This window comes from Granulicella pectinivorans (assembly GCF_900114625.1).
In the GTDB taxonomy this organism is placed as follows: domain Bacteria; phylum Acidobacteriota; class Terriglobia; order Terriglobales; family Acidobacteriaceae; genus Edaphobacter; species Edaphobacter pectinivorans.
Genome location: NZ_FOZL01000001.1, coordinates 4,240,414 through 4,258,133, shown reverse-complemented (window position 1 = coordinate 4,258,133; position 17,720 = coordinate 4,240,414). Strand labels below are relative to the sequence as shown.

Annotated in this window: 18 protein-coding genes, 1 tRNA gene and 1 pseudogene; 11 read left to right on the top strand and 9 right to left on the bottom strand. The window is 59.7% G+C overall.

What is annotated here, in order from left to right:
- The first annotated feature begins 88 nt into the window (after nucleotides 1–88).
- The 7 genes and pseudogenes from thrB (at nucleotide 89) to BM400_RS17075 (ending at nucleotide 5,483) form a co-directional block, all read left to right on the top strand.
- The gene (gene thrB / locus BM400_RS17105; protein ID WP_089841020.1) at nucleotides 89–1,000 is read left to right on the top strand and encodes a homoserine kinase; all 912 of its coding nucleotides are present in this window, start codon (nucleotides 89–91) and stop codon (nucleotides 998–1,000) included.
- 265 nt (nucleotides 1,001–1,265) lie between these two features.
- Nucleotides 1,266–1,598, top strand: coding sequence for a thioredoxin (trxA, locus tag BM400_RS17100; RefSeq protein ID WP_089841017.1), 333 nt, complete (start codon nucleotides 1,266–1,268; stop codon nucleotides 1,596–1,598).
- Nucleotides 1,599–1,684: 86 nt separating this feature from the next.
- Nucleotides 1,685–1,965, top strand: a pseudogene (locus BM400_RS23010) (BrnT family toxin).
- Nucleotides 1,949–2,170: a hypothetical protein gene (locus BM400_RS17090; RefSeq protein ID WP_089841015.1), complete on the top strand. Its 222-nt coding sequence runs from the start codon at nucleotides 1,949–1,951 to the stop codon at nucleotides 2,168–2,170. The pseudogene BM400_RS23010 and the gene BM400_RS17090 overlap by 17 nt, the downstream one beginning before the upstream one ends.
- Nucleotides 2,171–2,379: 209 nt before the next feature.
- The gene (locus tag BM400_RS17085; protein WP_089841012.1) at nucleotides 2,380–3,813 is read left to right on the top strand and encodes a hemolysin family protein; all 1,434 of its coding nucleotides are present in this window, start codon (nucleotides 2,380–2,382) and stop codon (nucleotides 3,811–3,813) included.
- Nucleotides 3,814–3,860: 47 nt separating this feature from the next.
- On the top strand, nucleotides 3,861–4,790 hold the full coding sequence (locus tag BM400_RS17080) for an ABC transporter permease (protein WP_089842075.1): 930 nt from the start codon (nucleotides 3,861–3,863) through the stop codon (nucleotides 4,788–4,790).
- Between the two features lie 90 nt (nucleotides 4,791–4,880).
- Entirely contained in the window at nucleotides 4,881–5,483 is a 603-nt protein-coding gene (locus BM400_RS17075) for a hypothetical protein (RefSeq protein ID WP_089841010.1), read from the top strand.
- A gap of 48 nt (nucleotides 5,484–5,531) precedes the next feature.
- On the opposite strand, the gene BM400_RS17070 is transcribed toward BM400_RS17075, so the two are convergent.
- From BM400_RS17070 to BM400_RS17060, 3 genes are all read right to left on the bottom strand, one after another.
- Complete coding sequence (locus BM400_RS17070; RefSeq protein ID WP_425432394.1) at nucleotides 5,532–6,500, bottom strand: GDP-L-fucose synthase family protein; 969 nt, start codon at nucleotides 6,498–6,500, stop codon at nucleotides 5,532–5,534.
- Between the two features lie 3 nt (nucleotides 6,501–6,503).
- Nucleotides 6,504–7,589, bottom strand: coding sequence for a GDP-mannose 4,6-dehydratase (gene gmd, locus BM400_RS17065; protein ID WP_089841008.1), 1,086 nt, complete (start codon nucleotides 7,587–7,589; stop codon nucleotides 6,504–6,506).
- A 61-nt stretch (nucleotides 7,590–7,650) separates the two neighbouring features.
- Nucleotides 7,651–8,943, bottom strand: a complete 1,293-nt coding sequence (locus BM400_RS17060) for a WcaI family glycosyltransferase (protein ID WP_281245520.1) — start codon at nucleotides 8,941–8,943, stop codon at nucleotides 7,651–7,653.
- Nucleotides 8,944–9,114: 171 nt separating this feature from the next.
- Between BM400_RS17060 and BM400_RS17055 the strand changes: the two genes are divergently transcribed.
- The 3 genes from BM400_RS17055 to BM400_RS17045 all read left to right on the top strand — a co-directional run bounded on the left by BM400_RS17055 (nucleotide 9,115) and on the right by BM400_RS17045 (nucleotide 11,992).
- Nucleotides 9,115–9,939, top strand: a complete 825-nt coding sequence (locus tag BM400_RS17055; RefSeq protein ID WP_089842069.1) for an ABC transporter permease — start codon at nucleotides 9,115–9,117, stop codon at nucleotides 9,937–9,939.
- Between the two features lie 4 nt (nucleotides 9,940–9,943).
- Complete coding sequence (locus tag BM400_RS17050; RefSeq protein ID WP_089841004.1) at nucleotides 9,944–10,396, top strand: metallophosphoesterase family protein; 453 nt, start codon at nucleotides 9,944–9,946, stop codon at nucleotides 10,394–10,396.
- Between the two features lie 360 nt (nucleotides 10,397–10,756).
- Nucleotides 10,757–11,992 (top strand): CAP domain-containing protein, encoded by a 1,236-nt coding sequence (locus tag BM400_RS17045; protein ID WP_089841001.1) that lies wholly within the window; start codon nucleotides 10,757–10,759, stop codon nucleotides 11,990–11,992.
- Here BM400_RS17045 and BM400_RS17040 read toward each other — a convergent pair.
- A complete protein-coding gene (locus BM400_RS17040; RefSeq protein WP_245781931.1) occupies nucleotides 11,989–12,543 on the bottom strand; it encodes a carboxymuconolactone decarboxylase family protein in 555 nt (184 codons plus the stop codon). The two genes, BM400_RS17045 and BM400_RS17040, sit on opposite strands and share 4 nt — an antisense overlap.
- Before the next feature lie 115 nt (nucleotides 12,544–12,658).
- Here BM400_RS17040 and BM400_RS17035 point away from each other — a divergent pair.
- A tRNA-Asn gene (locus tag BM400_RS17035) sits at nucleotides 12,659–12,733 on the top strand.
- A 108-nt stretch (nucleotides 12,734–12,841) separates the two neighbouring features.
- Here BM400_RS17035 and BM400_RS17030 read toward each other — a convergent pair.
- From BM400_RS17030 to BM400_RS17010, 5 genes are all read right to left on the bottom strand, one after another.
- Nucleotides 12,842–14,524: an FAD-dependent oxidoreductase gene (locus tag BM400_RS17030; RefSeq protein ID WP_089842066.1), complete on the bottom strand. Its 1,683-nt coding sequence runs from the start codon at nucleotides 14,522–14,524 to the stop codon at nucleotides 12,842–12,844.
- Nucleotide 14,525: 1 nt separating this feature from the next.
- Nucleotides 14,526–15,068, bottom strand: coding sequence for a DUF417 family protein (locus BM400_RS17025; RefSeq protein WP_281245518.1), 543 nt, complete (start codon nucleotides 15,066–15,068; stop codon nucleotides 14,526–14,528).
- A 166-nt stretch (nucleotides 15,069–15,234) separates the two neighbouring features.
- Nucleotides 15,235–16,293 (bottom strand): alpha/beta fold hydrolase, encoded by a 1,059-nt coding sequence (locus BM400_RS17020; RefSeq protein WP_425432393.1) that lies wholly within the window; start codon nucleotides 16,291–16,293, stop codon nucleotides 15,235–15,237.
- 14 nt (nucleotides 16,294–16,307) lie between these two features.
- A complete protein-coding gene (locus BM400_RS23005) occupies nucleotides 16,308–16,478 on the bottom strand; it encodes a DUF302 domain-containing protein (RefSeq protein WP_217644118.1) in 171 nt (56 codons plus the stop codon).
- A 533-nt stretch (nucleotides 16,479–17,011) separates the two neighbouring features.
- Nucleotides 17,012–17,698, bottom strand: coding sequence for an HD domain-containing protein (locus tag BM400_RS17010; protein WP_089840989.1), 687 nt, complete (start codon nucleotides 17,696–17,698; stop codon nucleotides 17,012–17,014).
- Nucleotides 17,699–17,720: the final 22 nt, after the last annotated feature.

The following is a 17,720-nucleotide window of genomic DNA, read 5'->3' as shown; positions in this document are numbered from 1 at the left end:
GACAGGTGCTCCATCCTTTCGGCTGTATCGAAAGGGTGGGGTATTGAGCGGAGCGAGACCGCTTTTCTCTCCTTGATAAAGAAGGTCCATGTCCAAGCCCCTCCATCTCCGCCTCCCCGCCACCTCCGCTAACCTGGGCCCCGGCTTCGACGCACTCGGCCTCGCCATGGCCCTCTACCTTGAGATCGAAGCCACCGAAGCGGCGCCTGAAACCGGGAAAGACACCATCACCGCCACCGGTCGCAACCCTGAGCTCACCGCCGACGCCGAGCGCAGCCTCATCTTCACCACCTACCGCGAGGTTCTCGCGGCGCAGGGAATCGCGGCCCCCAAACTCCACCTGAAGCTTAAGAACGGAATCCCCCTCGGCATGGGCTGCGGGTCTTCGGCTGCCGCTCTGCTGGCTGGGGTGCATCTCGCCAACCACTTCGGCGATCTCAACTGGACGCCGCACCAGGTCATGACCGAGGCTTGCCTGCGCGAAGGGCACCCCGATAACGTAGCCGCCTGCGCGCTTGGCGGCATGACCGCCTCCAGCCAGCAGGGAAGCGAGATCCTCACCGCCACCCTCGGCCTCGCCCTGCCGTGGCGTCTTCTCCTCGCCCTCCCGAGCGCCTCCCTGGCCACCGAGAAAGCCCGCGCTCTGCTCCCCGATACCTACTCCCGCTCCGATGCCGTGGCCAATATCCAGCGCTCCTCGCTCCTCGTTGCCGCCTTTGCTCTCAACCGTCCCGACCTCCTCAACACGGCAATGCAGGATCGCATCCACCAGCCCTATCGCTCCGAGGCCTGCCCTCTGTTACCCCGATTAGCCCATTTGGGGGGTGTTCCAGGCGTCTATGGAGTCGCCCTCAGCGGTGCCGGTCCATCCGTTCTCCTCATCGTCGATCCGGCATGCCCTTTGGAATCAATAGAGTCCGCCGTCCGCTCTGCCGCCAACGACCCCAGCATGGAACTTCTTGTGACGGTCATCGCCGGACCGGCTGAAGTAACCGTTTAGTCACCTTGTAACCGTGTTACTTAAGAGCACTTTACATTGGGGTCAACATATCTTACAGTTCTCTTCGTGGACAGTTCTGGGGAGGACTGCTACGCCGCCCGTTGATCTCCAATGAGAGGTCCGGGCGTTCTCCTTTTAAGCGGGGACTGATCTCCGACCTTGGAAGTGTCCGGATTTGAACCCACAGCATCCCGAATAGCATCTATTATCAGGAAGGCAATTAGGCTGCCCGCCCAAATGGGTCCGCAGCAGGAGGAATCAGAAAATGGCAGGACAGTTCGTCACCGAAGTCAGCGATGCGACCTTTCAAAAAGAGGTTCTGGAGTCCACTCAGCCCGTTCTCGTCGATTTTTGGGCGGCATGGTGCGGCCCCTGTCGCGCTCTTGCGCCCGTCGTCGATGCGGTGGCCACGCAGTATGAGGGCAAGATCCGCGTCATGAAGATGGACGTCGACGCCAACACGGCCACGCCTGGGCGCTACGGCATCCGCGGCATTCCCGCGCTGCTCCTCTTCAAGAACGGCCAGCTCGCCGACAACATCGTGGGCTTCGTCCCCAAGGACACCATCGACAAGGCTGTCGAGAAGGCACTCGCCTAAGCATCAAGCTTCAAGAAAACGCCCGGTCCGCCTCAGCGCAGACCGGGCGTTTTACGTTTCCGGGTGAATTTCGTACTATCGCTGCCATGGCCGTCTTGTTCGAGTGGGATCCAGCAAAGGCAGAGTCCAACCGGCGGAAGCATGGCGTGACCTTCGAAGAAGCGACGACCGTCTTCTACGACCCCTGTCGTCTACTCTTGCGGACGATCAGCACTCTTTCGATGAAGTGCGGATGATCACGATTGGCTTATCGGATCGCGACCGCCTCCTCTTCGTCGTTTACACTGAATTCGAATCAGTCGTCCGTCTCATTGGAGCCCGTGTCGCCACCGCGTGCGAGAGAAAACAAGATGAAGACCTCCACTGAACTCGATCCTCTCGCTCCCAGACCGAACCTCGACTTCAGCAAGGGTGAGCGTGGCCGCCATATCGAGCGTCTGAAGCAGGGAAGCAATGTCGTCATGATCGCACCTGACTTGCTCGATGCTTTTCCAGACGCTGAGTCGGTGAACGCCGCGCTACGTTCGCTGAAAGAGATTGCTGCCCGATCCGCGCACCCACCAACGAGCTAACCCAAAAGCGTCCTACGCGGGCGGCGGGCGTTCACACGCCTTTTTACAGCTTCGCGTGGCCCTTCCGCTAGTCGAGAACAAAATCCCACGCCGACTAACGGAAGGCCCGCACGATTTCGCAGCGCCACGACCGGTATACAAGTCACGCAGTGGCCGCCGCCCGCGCAGGGCGCCCGTCCGTTAGGACACGGGTGGTAAACTGGCGATTCATGCTGGAATGGATGCTCTTCCGCGCGATCATGGTGGCCTTCTTCATCCTGGCCAACAGCTTCTTCGTGGCTGCTGAGTTTGCGCTCATCAGCATCCGCGAAACACGCCTCGACCAACTCATCGCCGCGGGACGCCCCGGCGCCCGCACTGCCCTCCTGCTCAAACGCAACATCGACGACTTCCTGCCCGCCGTGCAGTTCGGCGTCACCCTGGCTGCGCTGGCGCTCGGCTGGATCGGTGAGCCCGCCGTCGCCGACCTTATCCTCGCTCTCGCCGCCCGCGGACTCCACCATCTCCCGCCCCACGCCGTCCTCTACGCGCACGGTCTCGCAGTCGTCATTGCCTTCGCCGTCATCACGTACTTCGAAGTGCTCCTCGGCGAACTCGTCCCCAAATCACTGGCTCTCCAGCGCACGGAACGCATCGTCCTCGCCGTCGCCGGCCCCATGGACGTCTTCATCCGCATGACCCGCCCCGCCGTCCGCCTCATGAACGCCTCTGCGGGAGCCGTTCTCCACCTCTTCAACGCGCCGCTGTCCGGCGAGGGCCCCGTCCACTCGCCCGAGGAGCTCAAACTCATCGCGACCTCGACCCGCCGCATGGGCCTTCTCCCCGAGTTCCAGGAAAAGATCATCCATCGCGCCATCGAGCTCTCGCACGTGACGGTCCGCGAAATCATGACGCCCCGCGGCAAGATCTTCTCCCTCCCCGCCGACCTCCCCGTCGAGCGAGCCAGCGCCCGCATCATTGAAGAGCAGCACAGCCGCATCCCCGTCTACGAGTCCACCATCGCCGGCCGGCACAAGTCACGCCACGCCGATACCGACCAGATCATCGGCATCGTCTACTCCAAGGACATCTCGCGCCTCATGCACTTCCGGTCGGTCGCGCTGTCGCTGGGCAGCTCCGGAGACTCCGGCCTCACCCTCCGCCAGGTCATGCGCGAACCCTTCTTCGTCCCCGAGACCAAGCTGGCAGTCGAGCTCCTCCAGGACTTCCAGATTCGCCGACGCCAGATAGCCGTCGTCGTCGACGAGTTCGGGTCGACAGTCGGCCTCGTCACCGCCGAAGACGCCCTCGAGCAGATCGTCGGCGAACTCGAAGACGAGTTCGACATCGCTTCTCGCCCCACCCTCACCAGCGCGACTGGTGTCATGACCCTTGATGGCTCGGCAACCCTACGCGACCTGAACACCCAGCTCCAGTGGAACTTCCCTCGCGAGGCCGGCGTCGAGACCCTGGCCGGCTTCCTGCTGGCGCAGCTTGGCCACATCCCTCACACCGGCGAGAGCATCACCTTCGAGCAGCGCCGCTACACCGTAGCCGAGATGGCCGGCCGCCGCATCAGCCGCGTCCAGGTCGAGCGCCTCGACAACCCCCTCTCGGACGGCCAGCCCCTCTCCGCCGAAGCCGCCAGCGAGGTCGGCCCTTAATGCTCGCAACTGACAACATAGAACTGACAACTTAGAACTTGATGACCATGCCCAAGCCCCTCCGCCGCGTCCTCCTCACCCTCCCCGTCCTCTGGGTCGTGGTCACGGTCGTCTTCCTCCTCATCCATCTCGTCCCCGGAGACCCCATCGTCCAGATGCTCGGCGAGGGCGCGACCGCCACCGACATCGACACCCTCCGCCACGCCTATCACCTCGACCTTCCCCTCCACACCCAGTACTTCGAGTACCTCACCGGCGTCCTCCACGCGAACTTCGGCACCTCCCTGCGCCTTCACGACACGGTCCTGAGCCTCATCCTCCAGCGCTACCCCTACACGCTCGCCCTGACGCTCTCAGCGCTCATCCTAGGCCTCACCCTCGCGATCCCCGCCGGCATCCTCTCGGCCCTCCACCGCGATCGCTGGCAGGACCGTACGGCAGGCGTCGTCTCCCTCGTCGGCCTGTCCTTCCCCAACTTCGCCCTCGGCCCCATCCTCATCCTCATCTTCTCCATCAAGTTCGGCTGGCTCCCCGTCTCGGGAGCAGGCACCGATACCCAGACCTTCCTCCTCCACCTCATCCTGCCAGCCTTCACCCTCGGCCTCGGACTCGCCGCGATCCTCACCCGCATGGTCCGCACCGCCATGCTCGAAGAGCTCAGCCAGGACTACATCCGCACCGCCCGTGCCAAAGGCCTCACGGAAAACCAGGTCGTCTACCGCCACGCCCTCCGCAACGCGTTGATCCCGATCCTCACGGTAGTAGGCCTGCAATTCGGGTCGTTGCTCGCAGGTGCGATCGTGACGGAAACCATCTTCAGTTGGCCCGGCATAGGCCGCCTCACGCTCTCCGCCATCTCCAATCGCGACTACGCACTGGTCCAGGGCTGCATCCTCGCGGTGGGCCTCACCTACGTGGCGGTCAACCTCTTGACCGATGTCGCCTACACCATCGCCAACCCCCGCATGCGCACCTGACTCGCCACCAATCCGGGTGCCCCACATCTCGCTTCTGCGATGTGGGTATGCCGCCTCAACCGCCCCAAAGGCATCCATCGAGAATCAACCATGCATAAACTAGCCGCCGCTCTCCTGTTGACCACCGCCCTCCACGCGCAGCAACGCACCGTCCACGACACCCAGGACCACCTCACCTTCCAGATCCCCTCCACCTGGTCTCTCGCCACCCACGACAGGGAACTCAGCACCTTCCACCACGAAGCCCGCACCGCCCCCGCCAGCACTCGCCTCCACTACGTAGCCGCCATCGCTGAGAACCCCTACCCGGCCAGCAACTTCTCCGGAGCCCACTTCTACGTCAGCGTCACCCCCGCTCAGACCGCCGATCAGTGCTCCGCGCAGGCCACCAAAGCCCCCAAAGACGAGCCCCACCACTACCTGCCGATCGCCGTCCCCCTCAATACCTCCATCGCCTCCATCGACGGCCACCCCGTCGCCCACGGACACGACGACTCCGGCCGCGTCTGCACCGAGTACCGCGACGAGATCTACACCACGCGCGTCCGCAACACGTGCCTCCGCTTCGACCTTGCCATGAACAACTTCTGCGGCGGGGAAGTCAGCGGCGTCCGCGACATGACGCCCGCCGAGATCGTCGACATGCGCACCCGGCTCGAAGCCATCCTGCAGTCCGTGAAGTTCGACCGCTAAACGGCAAAAGCCCCACCTCCGAAGAGATGGGGCCTCACCAGGCGCGCTCTAGACCAGCGAATCCTTCACCAGATCCCAAGTCCGCCGAATCCCATCCTCAAGCCCAACGGAGTACTTCCACCCAAGCCCATTCAGCTTGGTGACATCCATCAGCTTCCGCGGCGTCCCATCCGGCTTGGTCGTATCGAATACGAGCTCACCCTCGAACCCGATTACCCGCCCGACCGTCTCGGCAAGCTCCCGAATCGTGACATCCTCGCCCGTCCCGATGTTGATCAGCGGCGGTTCCGTCTCGCTCAGCAGCGTGCCATACGTGCCTTCGTCCAGATTCATCAAAAACACCACCGCCTGCGCCAGGTCGTCCGAGTACAGCAACTCCCGCTTCGGCGTCCCCGTGCCCCACACCACCAGCTCCTTCGCGCCCGTAGCCTTGGCCACAGCCGTCTTGCGAATCAGCGCAGGCAGCACATGCGAGTTGTTCAGGTCGAAGTTATCCCCGGGTCCGTAAAGGTTGGTCGGCATCGCCGCCAGATACTTCGTCCCATACTGCCGGTTGTAGCTCCAGCACATCTCGATCCCGGCGATCTTCGCCAGCGCATACGGCCTGTTCGTAGGCTCCAGAGGCCCGGTCAGCAGGCAGCTCTCCGGCATCGGCTGCGGCGCCATCTTCGGATAGATACAGGACGACCCCAGGAACAGCAGCCGATCCACCCCGTTTGTATACGAAGCCTCGATGATGTTGTTCTGGATATCCAGGTTGTCCCGGATAAAGTCCGCGGGATACGTATTGTTGGCGAGAATCCCCCCCACCTTGGCCGCCGCGAGCACCACAAAGTCCGGCTTCTCCGCGGCAAAGAACGCGCTGACCGCCTCCGACTCCAGCAGATCCAGCTCCGCATGCGTCCGCGTCACGAGGTTCGTATACCCCAGCCGCGTCAACTCCCGCACAATCGCCGAACCCACTAACCCGCGATGCCCGGCCACATAAATCCGGGCATCGCTCTTCATATAGCCCATGGTTTAGGTCTCCCGCACGTTGTAAGCATCGAACCCATGCTGGATCGCCAGTGCATCCCGCTGCGCCGATTTCAGGTCCGACTCCACCATCTCCTTCACCAACTGCGAGAACGGAGTCCGCGGCGTCCAGCCCAGTACCCGCTTCGCCTTCGAGGGATCGCCCAGCAGCGTCTCTACCTCGGTCGGCCGGAAGTACCGCGGATCGACGGCCACCACCACATTGCCATCCTTGTCCACTGCCTTTTCGTCGACGCCCGTGCCCGACCACGTCAGCTCCAGCTCCAGCAGAGCCGCGCAGCGCTGCACAAACTCCCGCACGCTGTACTGCTCGCCGGTTGCGATCACGAAGTCCTGCGGCTCGTCCTGCTGCAGCATCATCCACTGCATCTCGACGTAGTCCCGTGCATGTCCCCAATCGCGCTTCGCATCCATATTGCCCAGGAACAGCGACTTCTGCAGACCGACCTTGATGCGCGCCAGCCCACGTGTAATCTTTCTGGTTACAAATGTCTCGCCGCGCAGCGGGCTCTCATGGTTGAACAGGATGCCGTTGCACGCAAAGATCCCATACGCCTCGCGATAGTTCACGCAGATCCAGAACGCATACATCTTCGCCACCGCATACGGGCTGCGCGGATAGAAAGGAGTCGTCTCCTTCTGCGGAATCTCCTGCACCAGCCCATACAGCTCCGACGTCGAAGCCTGGTAGAACTTCGTCTTCTTCTCGAGACCAAGAATCCGGATCGCTTCCAGCAAACGCAGAGGGCCCATCGCGTCGGCGTCCGCCGTGTACTCCGGCTGCTCGAACGACACCTGCACATGCGACTGCGCGCCCAGGTTATAGATCTCGTCCGGCTGCACCTTCTGCACAATGTGGATCAGCGACGACGAATCCGTCAGGTCGCCATAGTGCAGAATCAGCTTCGGGTGCGGGTTATGCGGATCCTCGTACAGGTGGTCGATACGCGCCGTATTGAACAGCGACGACCGCCTCTTGATGCCATGCACCTCATAGCCTTTTTCAAGAAGCAGCTCTGCCAGATATGCACCATCCTGGCCCGTAATGCCTGTAATCAGGGCTTTCTTCAACGCGTTGCCTCCATAAAGTTCAAACGTCAGTCAAAAGAGTCCAAAGGGGAACAGACTCAGTTTACGTCACATCGCTCGCGCGCCGTGTCTGTAACAAAGGCCTCCGCGCCAGTGTCAGCAAATCCCGCTCAAACCGGCCCAATACCTCATCGCGGCCAAGGTGCTTCACGGCATACCGTCTCGCCGCCGCACCAAGCCTCGCGCGCAACTCCGGCTCCGCGATCAGCTTACCCACCGCTTCATACAGCGTCGCCGGGTCCTCCGCCTTCACCACCAGCCCGCACGCTTCGATGCCGGCGACGGGGTCTCCGCCCACCACATGCGCCACCTGGGTTCCCAACTCGGCCGTCGCCACAATCGGCTTCCCACTCGAGAGCATGCCGGTCAGCTTCGAAGGCATCACCAGGTCCGCTGCGCCGCCCCTCTGTGGCATCAGGTGAATATCCGCGCAGTTCAGCAGATCGTTCAGCCGCGCAAATGGCTGAAGCGGCAGCATCGTCACATTCTTCCGGTGCGCGACCAGCGTCTCCAGTTGCGGACGGAACGCCCCATCCCCGCAGAACAGGAAATGGACCGAATCGTCGTTCTCAAACGTCTCCGCCAGCGGAGCCAGCAGCTCCAGACCCTGTTTCGCGCCCATATTGCCGGAGTAAAGAAGAATCGTCTTCCCCTCCAGCCCCAGCTCCACACGAAACGAGTTTGGAGTCGACGCCTCCTGCGGATGAATCGCGTCCACATCTACCCAGTTCGGAAACAGGCAGGTCTTTTCGACGGGAACGCCCTTCGCCACCGATCGCTCCAGCATCTTTCGCGAGATGCTCGAAACCCGCGTAAACGCCTCCGTAAACACCTTCTCCAGCCACAGCGCGAACGTGTGGATCGGACCGTCCTTGGGCAACAGCCCCAGTTCGAACGCCGCGTCCACCTCAAAGTCCTGCACATGCAGCCAGCTCGCCGAAGAACAGACATTGGCGATAAAAAGAGCCAGCGGAGCGCCGAAAAACGTAGGCTCGACCGTCCACACCACCTCCGGCTGCCACACCACCTGGCGCAGCATCACCGGCAGACTGCCCAGCATGAACGAGAAAAGATGCAGCACGCGCTTCGGACCGTTCGGCTTCTCCGGCACATACAGCGGAGTCCGGTACACCGTCGGAACATTTGGGTCGTTCTTGCCTTCCACATGGAAGGACTGCCCACGATACTCGTCCCACACCCGCCACGCCGGATAGTACGGGGGAGCCGTGACAACACGCACGTCATGACCCCGGGAGGCCAGCCACGTCGCCATCTCGCCCGTGTACTTGCCAATGCCCGTGAGCTCAGGCGAATAATTCAGCCCGTAGACGAGGATGCGGAGTCGTTCTGGCGCTTGGGAGGTCAGAGAGTTCCTTTCAAAATCGTTAGAGGCCGTCTTCCCATTCTAACGTCGGGAAGCTTGCATCCGCGAGTACAAACGAGCGATGCTCATCATGTGCCTGAAAAACAAACAAATCGAGGCTGGTTCACCCAGATTTCATTCCGCATCCGCACCCAGCCCCTCGCTGCGATCGGCGTCATCCTGCTTCTCGGCTTCATCCTCTGCGCAGTCTTCGCTCCATGGCTCGCCCCCCAGGATCCCGCCCAACTTGACCTCCCTGGCCGCCTCACCTCACCCAGCCACGCCCACTGGTTCGGAACGGACGAGCTTGGCCGCGATATTCTTTCGCGTTCTATCTATGGTGCGAGAATCTCCATGATCGTTGCCGTGTCGGTGGTAACTTTTTCGTTAATGCTTGGCCTCGTCGCCGGTGGCCTCTCCGGTTTCTACGGCGGTATCACCGATACCATCCTCAACGTCTACGTCTCGAACGCCTTCCTCGCGCTTCCCGGCATCCTGATTGCTATCGCCTTCGTGGCGTTCCTGGGGCCCGGCCTTCTCAATCTCATCCTCGCCCTCTCCATCTCCGGATGGGTCGGTTACGCACGTCTCGTGCGCGCTCAGGTCATGGCCGTCAAGGAAAAGGAGTTTGTAGAAGCCGCCCGCGCCCTCGGAGCCTCCGACCTCCGCATCCTCACCCGTCACATCCTGCCCAACATCCTTCAGCCCCTCATCGTGCAGGCGGCCATCGGCATGGCGGGAGCCGTCCTCGCCGAAGCGACGCTCAGCTTCCTGGGCCTCGGTATCCCGGCTCCCGCCGCCAGTTGGGGAGCCATGCTCAACGACGGCCGCTCCCACCTCTTCGAATCCCCCCACCTGGTCTTCTTCCCGGCCATGGCGGTCATGCTCTCCGTCCTGTCCTTCAACTTCATCGGAGACGCCCTCCGGGACTTCCTCGACCCTCGCACCCGTCTCTCCGTAGGAATGTAGAACCATGCAGATTGGCATCCTCTCCGACACCCATGGCCTCCTCCGCCCCGAGACCCTCGAAGCCCTCAAGGGAAGCGAACACATCCTCCACGCCGGAGACGTAGGCAACATCGAAATCCTCGAAGCCCTGAGGCAGATCGCTCCCGTCACGGCCATCCGAGGCAACATCGACGTCTACGGACCCTGTGCCGAGCTGCCCGCAACCGAGGCCATTGAGCTCGACGGTCACCTCTTCTACCTCATCCACTCCTTGCCGGACCTCGACATCAACCCCAGACAAGCCGGAGTCTCCTGCGTCGTCACCGGGCACTCTCACAAGCCGGTCTTCGAGCAGCAGGAAGGAGTCCTCTATCTCAACCCGGGCTCCGCCGGCCCCCGGCGCTTCGGCCTGCCCGTCACCCTGGCGCGCCTCCAGATCGCGGCAACCCTGACCCCCGAACTCATCACTCTCCTCTAGACCCGCCATGCGGTCGACCCAAAGAGAAGTCGAAAAGTCCGTTTTTGTCTCCATCTTCGCTTTGAGGGTTGTCATAGTCGTTTGGGCGATAATCGAATCGAAAACAGACCACTTTTGCGAACGCGCACTTTTCCATCGTTTTGCCACAAAAACCATGCAGAAAACCACGTTTTACCGGTCCAAACGTTCCTGGTGAAACATGGGGAATTGAGCCTCTCCCTCTCGTAACTCTTTTAGAAGACCATGCATAGCCGGTTGACCATGAATTGTGCTTTTCATACCACTTCTAACCCGGGAGGTTCGACCAAATCCCGCATCTGACCATGGAGACTGTCGCAATAAATCGGGGTTCGACCCATCATGAAGTTCCGCAGCCGCCAGCTCGTGCTTGCCCTTCTCGCGGTCGCAACCATCGCCCGCGCCCAGTCGAACGTAGCCGAGCAGTATCTGGTTGCAGCCGCAAATCAGGAGCGTGCCGCGGAGGGAATCGCCCCGCTCGCCGTCGATCCGGCCCTCAGCGCCGCGGCCCTCGACCACGTCCGTCTCATGACCCAGCGCCAGGACATCTCTCACCAGTTTCCCGGAGAATTGGGTCTTTTCCCCCGCATCCAGACCTACAGCCAGGCCTTTGACGCTGTCGCCGAAAACGTCGCCTACGCCCCCACCGTGGAGCGCCTGCACACCGGCTGGATGAACTCTCCGGGCCATCGCGCCAACCTCCTCAACCCGAACTACAACGTCATCGGCGTAGCCGTCCTCATCAACGGTCGCGAGATCTACGCTGTCCAGGACTTCGGCCATCGCTCGGGACCCACCCCACCCCAAAGCATCGAATCCCAAGCCGCTGAACCGGGAACGGATCCACAGCTGGAATCGCAACCTTCGAGGAATCAATCAGTTGCGGCTGCCGCGATAGCTCCCGAGGCGCTTCTGCTCTTCAAAGCCGCCAACCGCGAGCGCGCCCAGCAACACGCCCCCCAGCTCCGTTGGGATCCCTCCCTGGAGCAGGCCGCCGCCTTCCACGCCGCCCAGATGGCCCAGCGCGGGACCATCTCCCACCAGTTTCCCGGCGAACCCGACCTCTCCACCCGAGGAGCCAGCGCCGGGGTCCACTTCTCCCTCATCTCCGAAAACGTAGCCGAAGCTCCTACCGCACAGCGCGTTCACGCCGCCTGGATGCAGTCGGCAGGGCATCGCACGAATATCCTCGACCCCAACGTCGACGCCATCGGGATCGCCGTCGTCGTCCGCAACGGCCAGCGCTTCGCTGTGCAGGACTTCGCACGTACCACCCAGAACCTGACGCTGGAGCAGCAGGAAGCCAACGTGGGAGCGCTTCTGGACAACGCCGGCTTGAGCCTCATCCCCGACAATCGCGACGCGCGCGCCACCTGCGCCACCAGCTCCGGGTTCAAGGGCCAGAATCAACCGGGCTTCATCATGCGTTACACCACGGCCAGCCTGGATGTCCTGCCCGACCAGCTCGCCCCGCACCTCAAGGCTGGCCGCTACCACCAAGCCTCCATCGGGGCCTGTGCCCAGAACGGCAAAGGCCCCTTTAGCACCTATCGCATCGCGATCCTGCTGTACCCCTAGGCGGGGACGGCGACGCCGGCCGTGGCCAGCTCTTCCTTCGAGGCCGGCTGCGTCGGCTCCATCTGCAGCAAATCGTTAAAACGATTGAAGTAATTGAAGAGCCCGATGGCCGCCATCAGCTCGACGACCTCACCCTCCGAAAAGAAGCTCCGCAGCCGTGCGAAGTCCGCGTCGGTGTAGCCATGCGCATCGAGCGTCATCACCTCGGCCAGATGGATCGCAACCTTCTCCCGTTCCGTGAACTCGCCCGTCCCGGGCTGGTCCAGCGCCGCCAGTTGCGCCTCCGACCACCCCAGCTTGCGGCAGATCGTCGTATGCGAAGCCAGGCAATACGGTGTGCGGTTGAGCTGCGAGGTCCGCACAATGACCAATTCCTTCAGCGCCTTGGTCAGCGTGCCGGTATTCAGCACCGCCTCCATATGCGCAATGATCGTCTCGAAGATCTCCGGCCGGTGCGCCATGGTCCGAAACATATTGGGGACATTCCCCCTGTCGCGCAAATAGCGGTCATAGATAGCAACCGCCGCCGGCTGCACCTCATCGCGTTGCATTCTCGAAATTCTAGGCATCAGAATCCTCCTCGGACCATGATACTTTGACCCGCGGCCCCATCTTTGATATAAACAGTGAGGCGGCCCATGCCAATGTGGTCAGTCCAATAGACACTCCTGAGTAGCTCAATGGCAGAGCATTCGGCTGTTAACCGAAGGGTTGTAGGTTCGAGTCCTACCTCAGGAGCCATATTTATCAAGCATTTATATTGCGACCGCTCGACAGACAATTGCGGACTGATAATCAACACAGTGAGTTGCCGTGAGTCGCACAATTACGGGCTTCTACTAAAGCTAGCTAGTAGAGCTCAGCGAGCACACGATGTACAAGACTCACGGCAATAGCTCCCTCACCGACTGCGGAAGCGACACGTTTCACGCTCCCCGCACGCACGTCGCCGATCGCAAATACGCCAGGAAGGCTACTCTCCAGCAGTTGAGGAGCCCTCGTCAAAGGCCATACTGGGCTGGAGCCGCGTGGGACGCATAAAGGCAAATTATGCCCGGTGAGTATAAATCCCTTGTCATCGAGTGCTACACAGCCTTGAAGCCATACGGTGTTGGGTGATGCGCCGGCCATGACGAAGACATGACGTGAGGGAAGCGTGAAAGTCTGGGAGGTCTTCTTATTCGCCCAGCATACTTCCGACAAAGATTCATCGCCCGCAAGGCGAGTTAACTCTGTTTCACAGAGCAGCTCGATGGAAGGATTCGCGTTGATTCGTTCGATCAGGTAGCGCGACATCGTCTTTGTTAGGTCCTTTGATCGGACGAGCATGTAGACTTTGCTCGCTGTCTGCGAAAGAAAGACAGCCGCTTGACCGGCTGAGTTGCCCCCGCCAACCACAACAACATCTTCACCCACACACATCTGGGCTTCGATGTAAGTCGCACCATAGTGAATGCCATGCCCTTCGAGTCGAGCAAGATCTGGAACTGCGGGTTTCTTGTAACAAGCTCCAGTAGCAATAACGACGGTTTTAGCAAAAAGAACGCTTCCATCATCCATCACGAGTTCATAAGGTCGGCGTTTGCAATTGAGTTGAACGATCTTTCGAGCGACCGCGATCGTAGTGCCGAACTTCCGCGCCTGTGTAGCTGCATTCGAAGCGAGTTCCTGGCCTGAGATACCAGTCGGGAAGCCAAGATAGTTTTCTATGCGAGAACTGGCCCCAGCCTGCCCACCGGGGGCATGACTCTCAATGAGAAGAGGTGCCAATCCCTCAGACGCTGCATAAACAGCGGTCGCCAGGCCTGCCGGTCCACCCCCTACAATAATCAGATCGCGCAATAGGTTCTGCCGAAGGTCATCATTCAGACCGAGGCAATCTGCGAGTTCACGAGGAGTGGGATTTCTCAGGATCGCCTTCCCATTGCAGATGACGATCGGTATCTCGGCAGAACTGATGGTGAATCGATCCAACAGATCCTGAGAACCATCATCCGTATCCAGATCCAGATAGGTATACGGATGGCTATTACGTCCCAAGAACTCCCGGAGTCGGGCGGTGTTTGCAGAATGCTGTGAGCCCACCATGACGACGTTGCCCAACTGCCTTATGTTCAGCATGGTCCGACGAAGAATGAACGCTCGAAGCAATATCTCACTGAGTTGCGCGTTTCTGGTTGCCAAGGTCCAAATATCTTCGGAACGGACTGTCAGGATGTCTCCAGATTGGACGACCCGTGCTAAAACAATCGCACGTTGTCCGCCGATGATCCTGGTCTCCCCAGTAAACATCCCGGGGTACAAGATGGTGATGGCTCGCTCGCCTTCTGTGTCCGGTTGAACAATCTCTACGGTTGCCGAAAGTAGGATGTACAGGGGCACGGCAAGATCGCCTGAGCGATAGAGGACCTCTCCGCTCTCTACTCTCCGCAACGTGGCATACTGACGCAACTGATCTATCAGTGCTTTGGTGAGAAGCGGATACGTCTCGGTATCCGCATTGAGCGAACTGAGAGTGGGGGTTGTTGACATCTCACCACTCCGTGCGAGCTCGGCGGGCAAGTGCAGTCTTGGCTGCATCTGCTAACGTGAGGACCGCCGCGGCCAACATAATGAAATCCTTTACGATCAATCGACCGACCCCCGAGAGATATGGGAAGCCGTGATTGCCATCCCCGAGCGGCGGCACCCAGGCCTCGGGAGTGGTGATGAGAAAAGAAAGTGTCGTACAGGCCATCACAATGAGTAGTCCGCTGCCTATTGCCGAGATTGAGGGACGAAACGGATAGAGTGCGATCAACAGCCCGATCCCTACGATGACGACTCCTAAGGCGTGGGAGAACGTGTAGGTACCGTTCTGTCGGTGCCATTCGCGATGTTGAAGGTTTAACTCGCCTTCCTTATTCATGTGGGTTCGGTATTCTCCAGGGTGTCTATAGAGAAACCTCATAACAGGGCTATTGGAGACGAGGGGAACGATGCTATCCGCCTCATAGTCCGCGAACTTCAGACCGCCAATCCAGACAAGCACGAGGACCAAAGCCACACGTAGCATTCCCATTGCAACTCGGTCCATGCGAGATGCCGTGCACAGGCCCACGAACAGCCATCTACCAAGACGCGATCCCTCGTCACTTCGCACAGTGTTGCTCATCTTTTTCTCCTGAAGGGTTAATTTTGCTGGTGTTGTGCTCATCACGCCGTCGAATTCAGACGACGTGATGAGGTTGCCGGCATCGTGATCAAGCCTTCAAGAACGCCAACAGATCAGCGTTGACTTCATCTGCTTGGGTTACGGTCATGCCGTGGGGAGCGCCCGGGTAAATCTTCAAGGTTGCATTCTTGATGATCTTTGAGCTGAGTAGAGCAGAATCTGCGATCGGAACGATCTGGTCTTGATCACCATGCAAGATCAGTGTTGGCACTTCGATCTGCTTGAGATCTTCTGTCAGATCCGTCTCAGAAAAGGCCTTAATGCAATCGTATGTTCCAACGACAGAGGCCTGCATGGCCTGCAGCCAAAAAGAATCACGAACGCCTTGAGAGACCTTTGCATCCGGCTTGTTGTACCCGTAGAAGGGCACGCTCAGGTCCTTCATCATCTGCGAGCGGTCTCCGACAACGCTGGCTCGCATCGCATCGAAGACTGAGATGGGCAAGCCACCAGGGTTTTTGTCGGACTTCAGCATAACCGGGGGAATGGCCCCGACGAGCACAAGCTTTGCGAGTCGTTTGTTGCCGTGCCGACTGACATAGCGCGTCACCTCACCGCCGCCCGTCGAGTGTCCCACGAGAGTGACATCCTTGAGGTCGAGAGCTTCAATCAACTCCGCAAGATCATCGGCGTACGTGTCTAGGTTGTTCCCAGCCCAAGACTGTCCTGACCGCCCATGACCCCGGCGATCATGGGCGATGACGCGATACCCTTTCTGTCCCAGAAAAAGCATCTGTGCATCCCATGCGTCTGCGCTGAGAGGCCACCCGTGTGAGAACACAACAGGCTTGCCGGTACCCCAGTCTTTGAAGTAAATCTGCGTTCCATCCTTCGTCGTAATCCTGTCCATAGCCTTTCCTCCTTGTTTTGTGTGAACTTTGGAGTTCGCAGGTTGAGGTTTCGGAGCAAGCGGCTCCGTCGATAGCGCTGACAGGCCTGCACTGGCATCAGCGGGAAGCGCCATAAGCGCAAATGTTGCCGCCCCACCGAGAAGCACGCCACGCCGCGACACTTCCGTCTTTGCAATCGGGGGCTGTAGGCGACTGGTCGCGATTGTCTGGGTTGCTTTGTCGTCTTTGTTGAGCACGGCTTCCTCCTGGGCTACCACTGCGTCCGTCCTAACGCACAACTTCTTCGCAGATCGATTCCCGCTGTGGGCGAGGCCACCATCAGAGGCGTTCCCGAACTTGGATTTCCGAAGATGAGCAACTCTGTTGCCGGCATCGTCAGGTCAGCCATCGCAGCCTCGTCTGCGTGATCGATTCGAGCCATAATGCGAAAACCTTTCTCCAGAACAGCGTCCTCAAGAAGAGTCATCGTATCGAGGACTGAGCGCGGACTACTCAAGTGAATAAGCTCACGATCTAGCGAGTCCACCATCATCCCTCCATCTTTTGTTCAGTTGCGAGAAGACCGAAGCTTGAGTTGGCCCCTCTCTACAGCACTCAGACTGTGTAGATCTGAGCGTAGGTTTGAGTCAACGCTGCGTCTATCATGTGTTTCCACTACATCGGCATCATGCTCTACCCCCGAAGGAAGTGGTAACGATGATTCTTCTGTCAATCACTTCGCGGTCAAAGCGTGCAAGCTTTTCGAGTCACCATAAATCCTGAAGCAACACGGTGCCTCGTTTTCCCGCAGCTTGAATATTCTGGTTGCCCGACTGGAGCTCCAAATGCTGTGGTGAGCGTGTTCACTGCGATCCTCCACTGGTAATGCCGGATGACGCGCTAAATGCACAAGAATCCGACTTCACATTTTGGTAGTGGACGCTCAACGTTGAGAACTGGGCGCCAACGATCCAATCAGGAATTCGGAAAAGACGAATTCTGAATCTGCTCATAGAAGTTGCTCCGCTTGTAGTTGCGAAGGAAGTGGCAGCAGATATCCTCGTTGCAGGTTCCCTCAGTTGTCTTGGTCTTATGTCCGAATCCCCCCAGAAAGGCTTCTGCTATTTGCTGTTTAAAATTGACGCGGGGATATTCGGCAACGACACTCTTTCGGAGAGTCTCCGGAAAAGTCTCATATCCGATGCCGAGAACATCCAGGCCCACGCCGTTGTAAAGGAGTTCCACTTCCAATGGCTTGTACGCGGCTATGCCTGGCGTGGTGTGGAGTGCGATTGCATCCCATGCTGTCTGGATCGTGGCCGCAGGAACGCCATGCTGATCGAGAAACTGTCGAACGGCGTTTGCGCCGTCTACTTCGAAACGGTCACTTTCGCTGCTGAACTGCTTGAGCAACCCAAGATCGTGGAATGCAGCCGAGACAAACAGTATTTCCGAGTCGAATTTCTCGCCGGTCTGTCTGCCAAGCTCGTTGGCCCAAAAAAAAACACGGTGGGAATGGTTGAAGAGAAGTGGTGTGCTGAATTCGCGCAGGATGCCGGTGGCCTCGCGTGTCAATTGACTGTCAGGAACGCCAGACTGAACGCACTGGAATTCTATGGCTGGCTTAGGGATTGAAATGATTGTCTTTGGGAGCCTAAACATGTTGTATCCTCCAGGGAAAAGC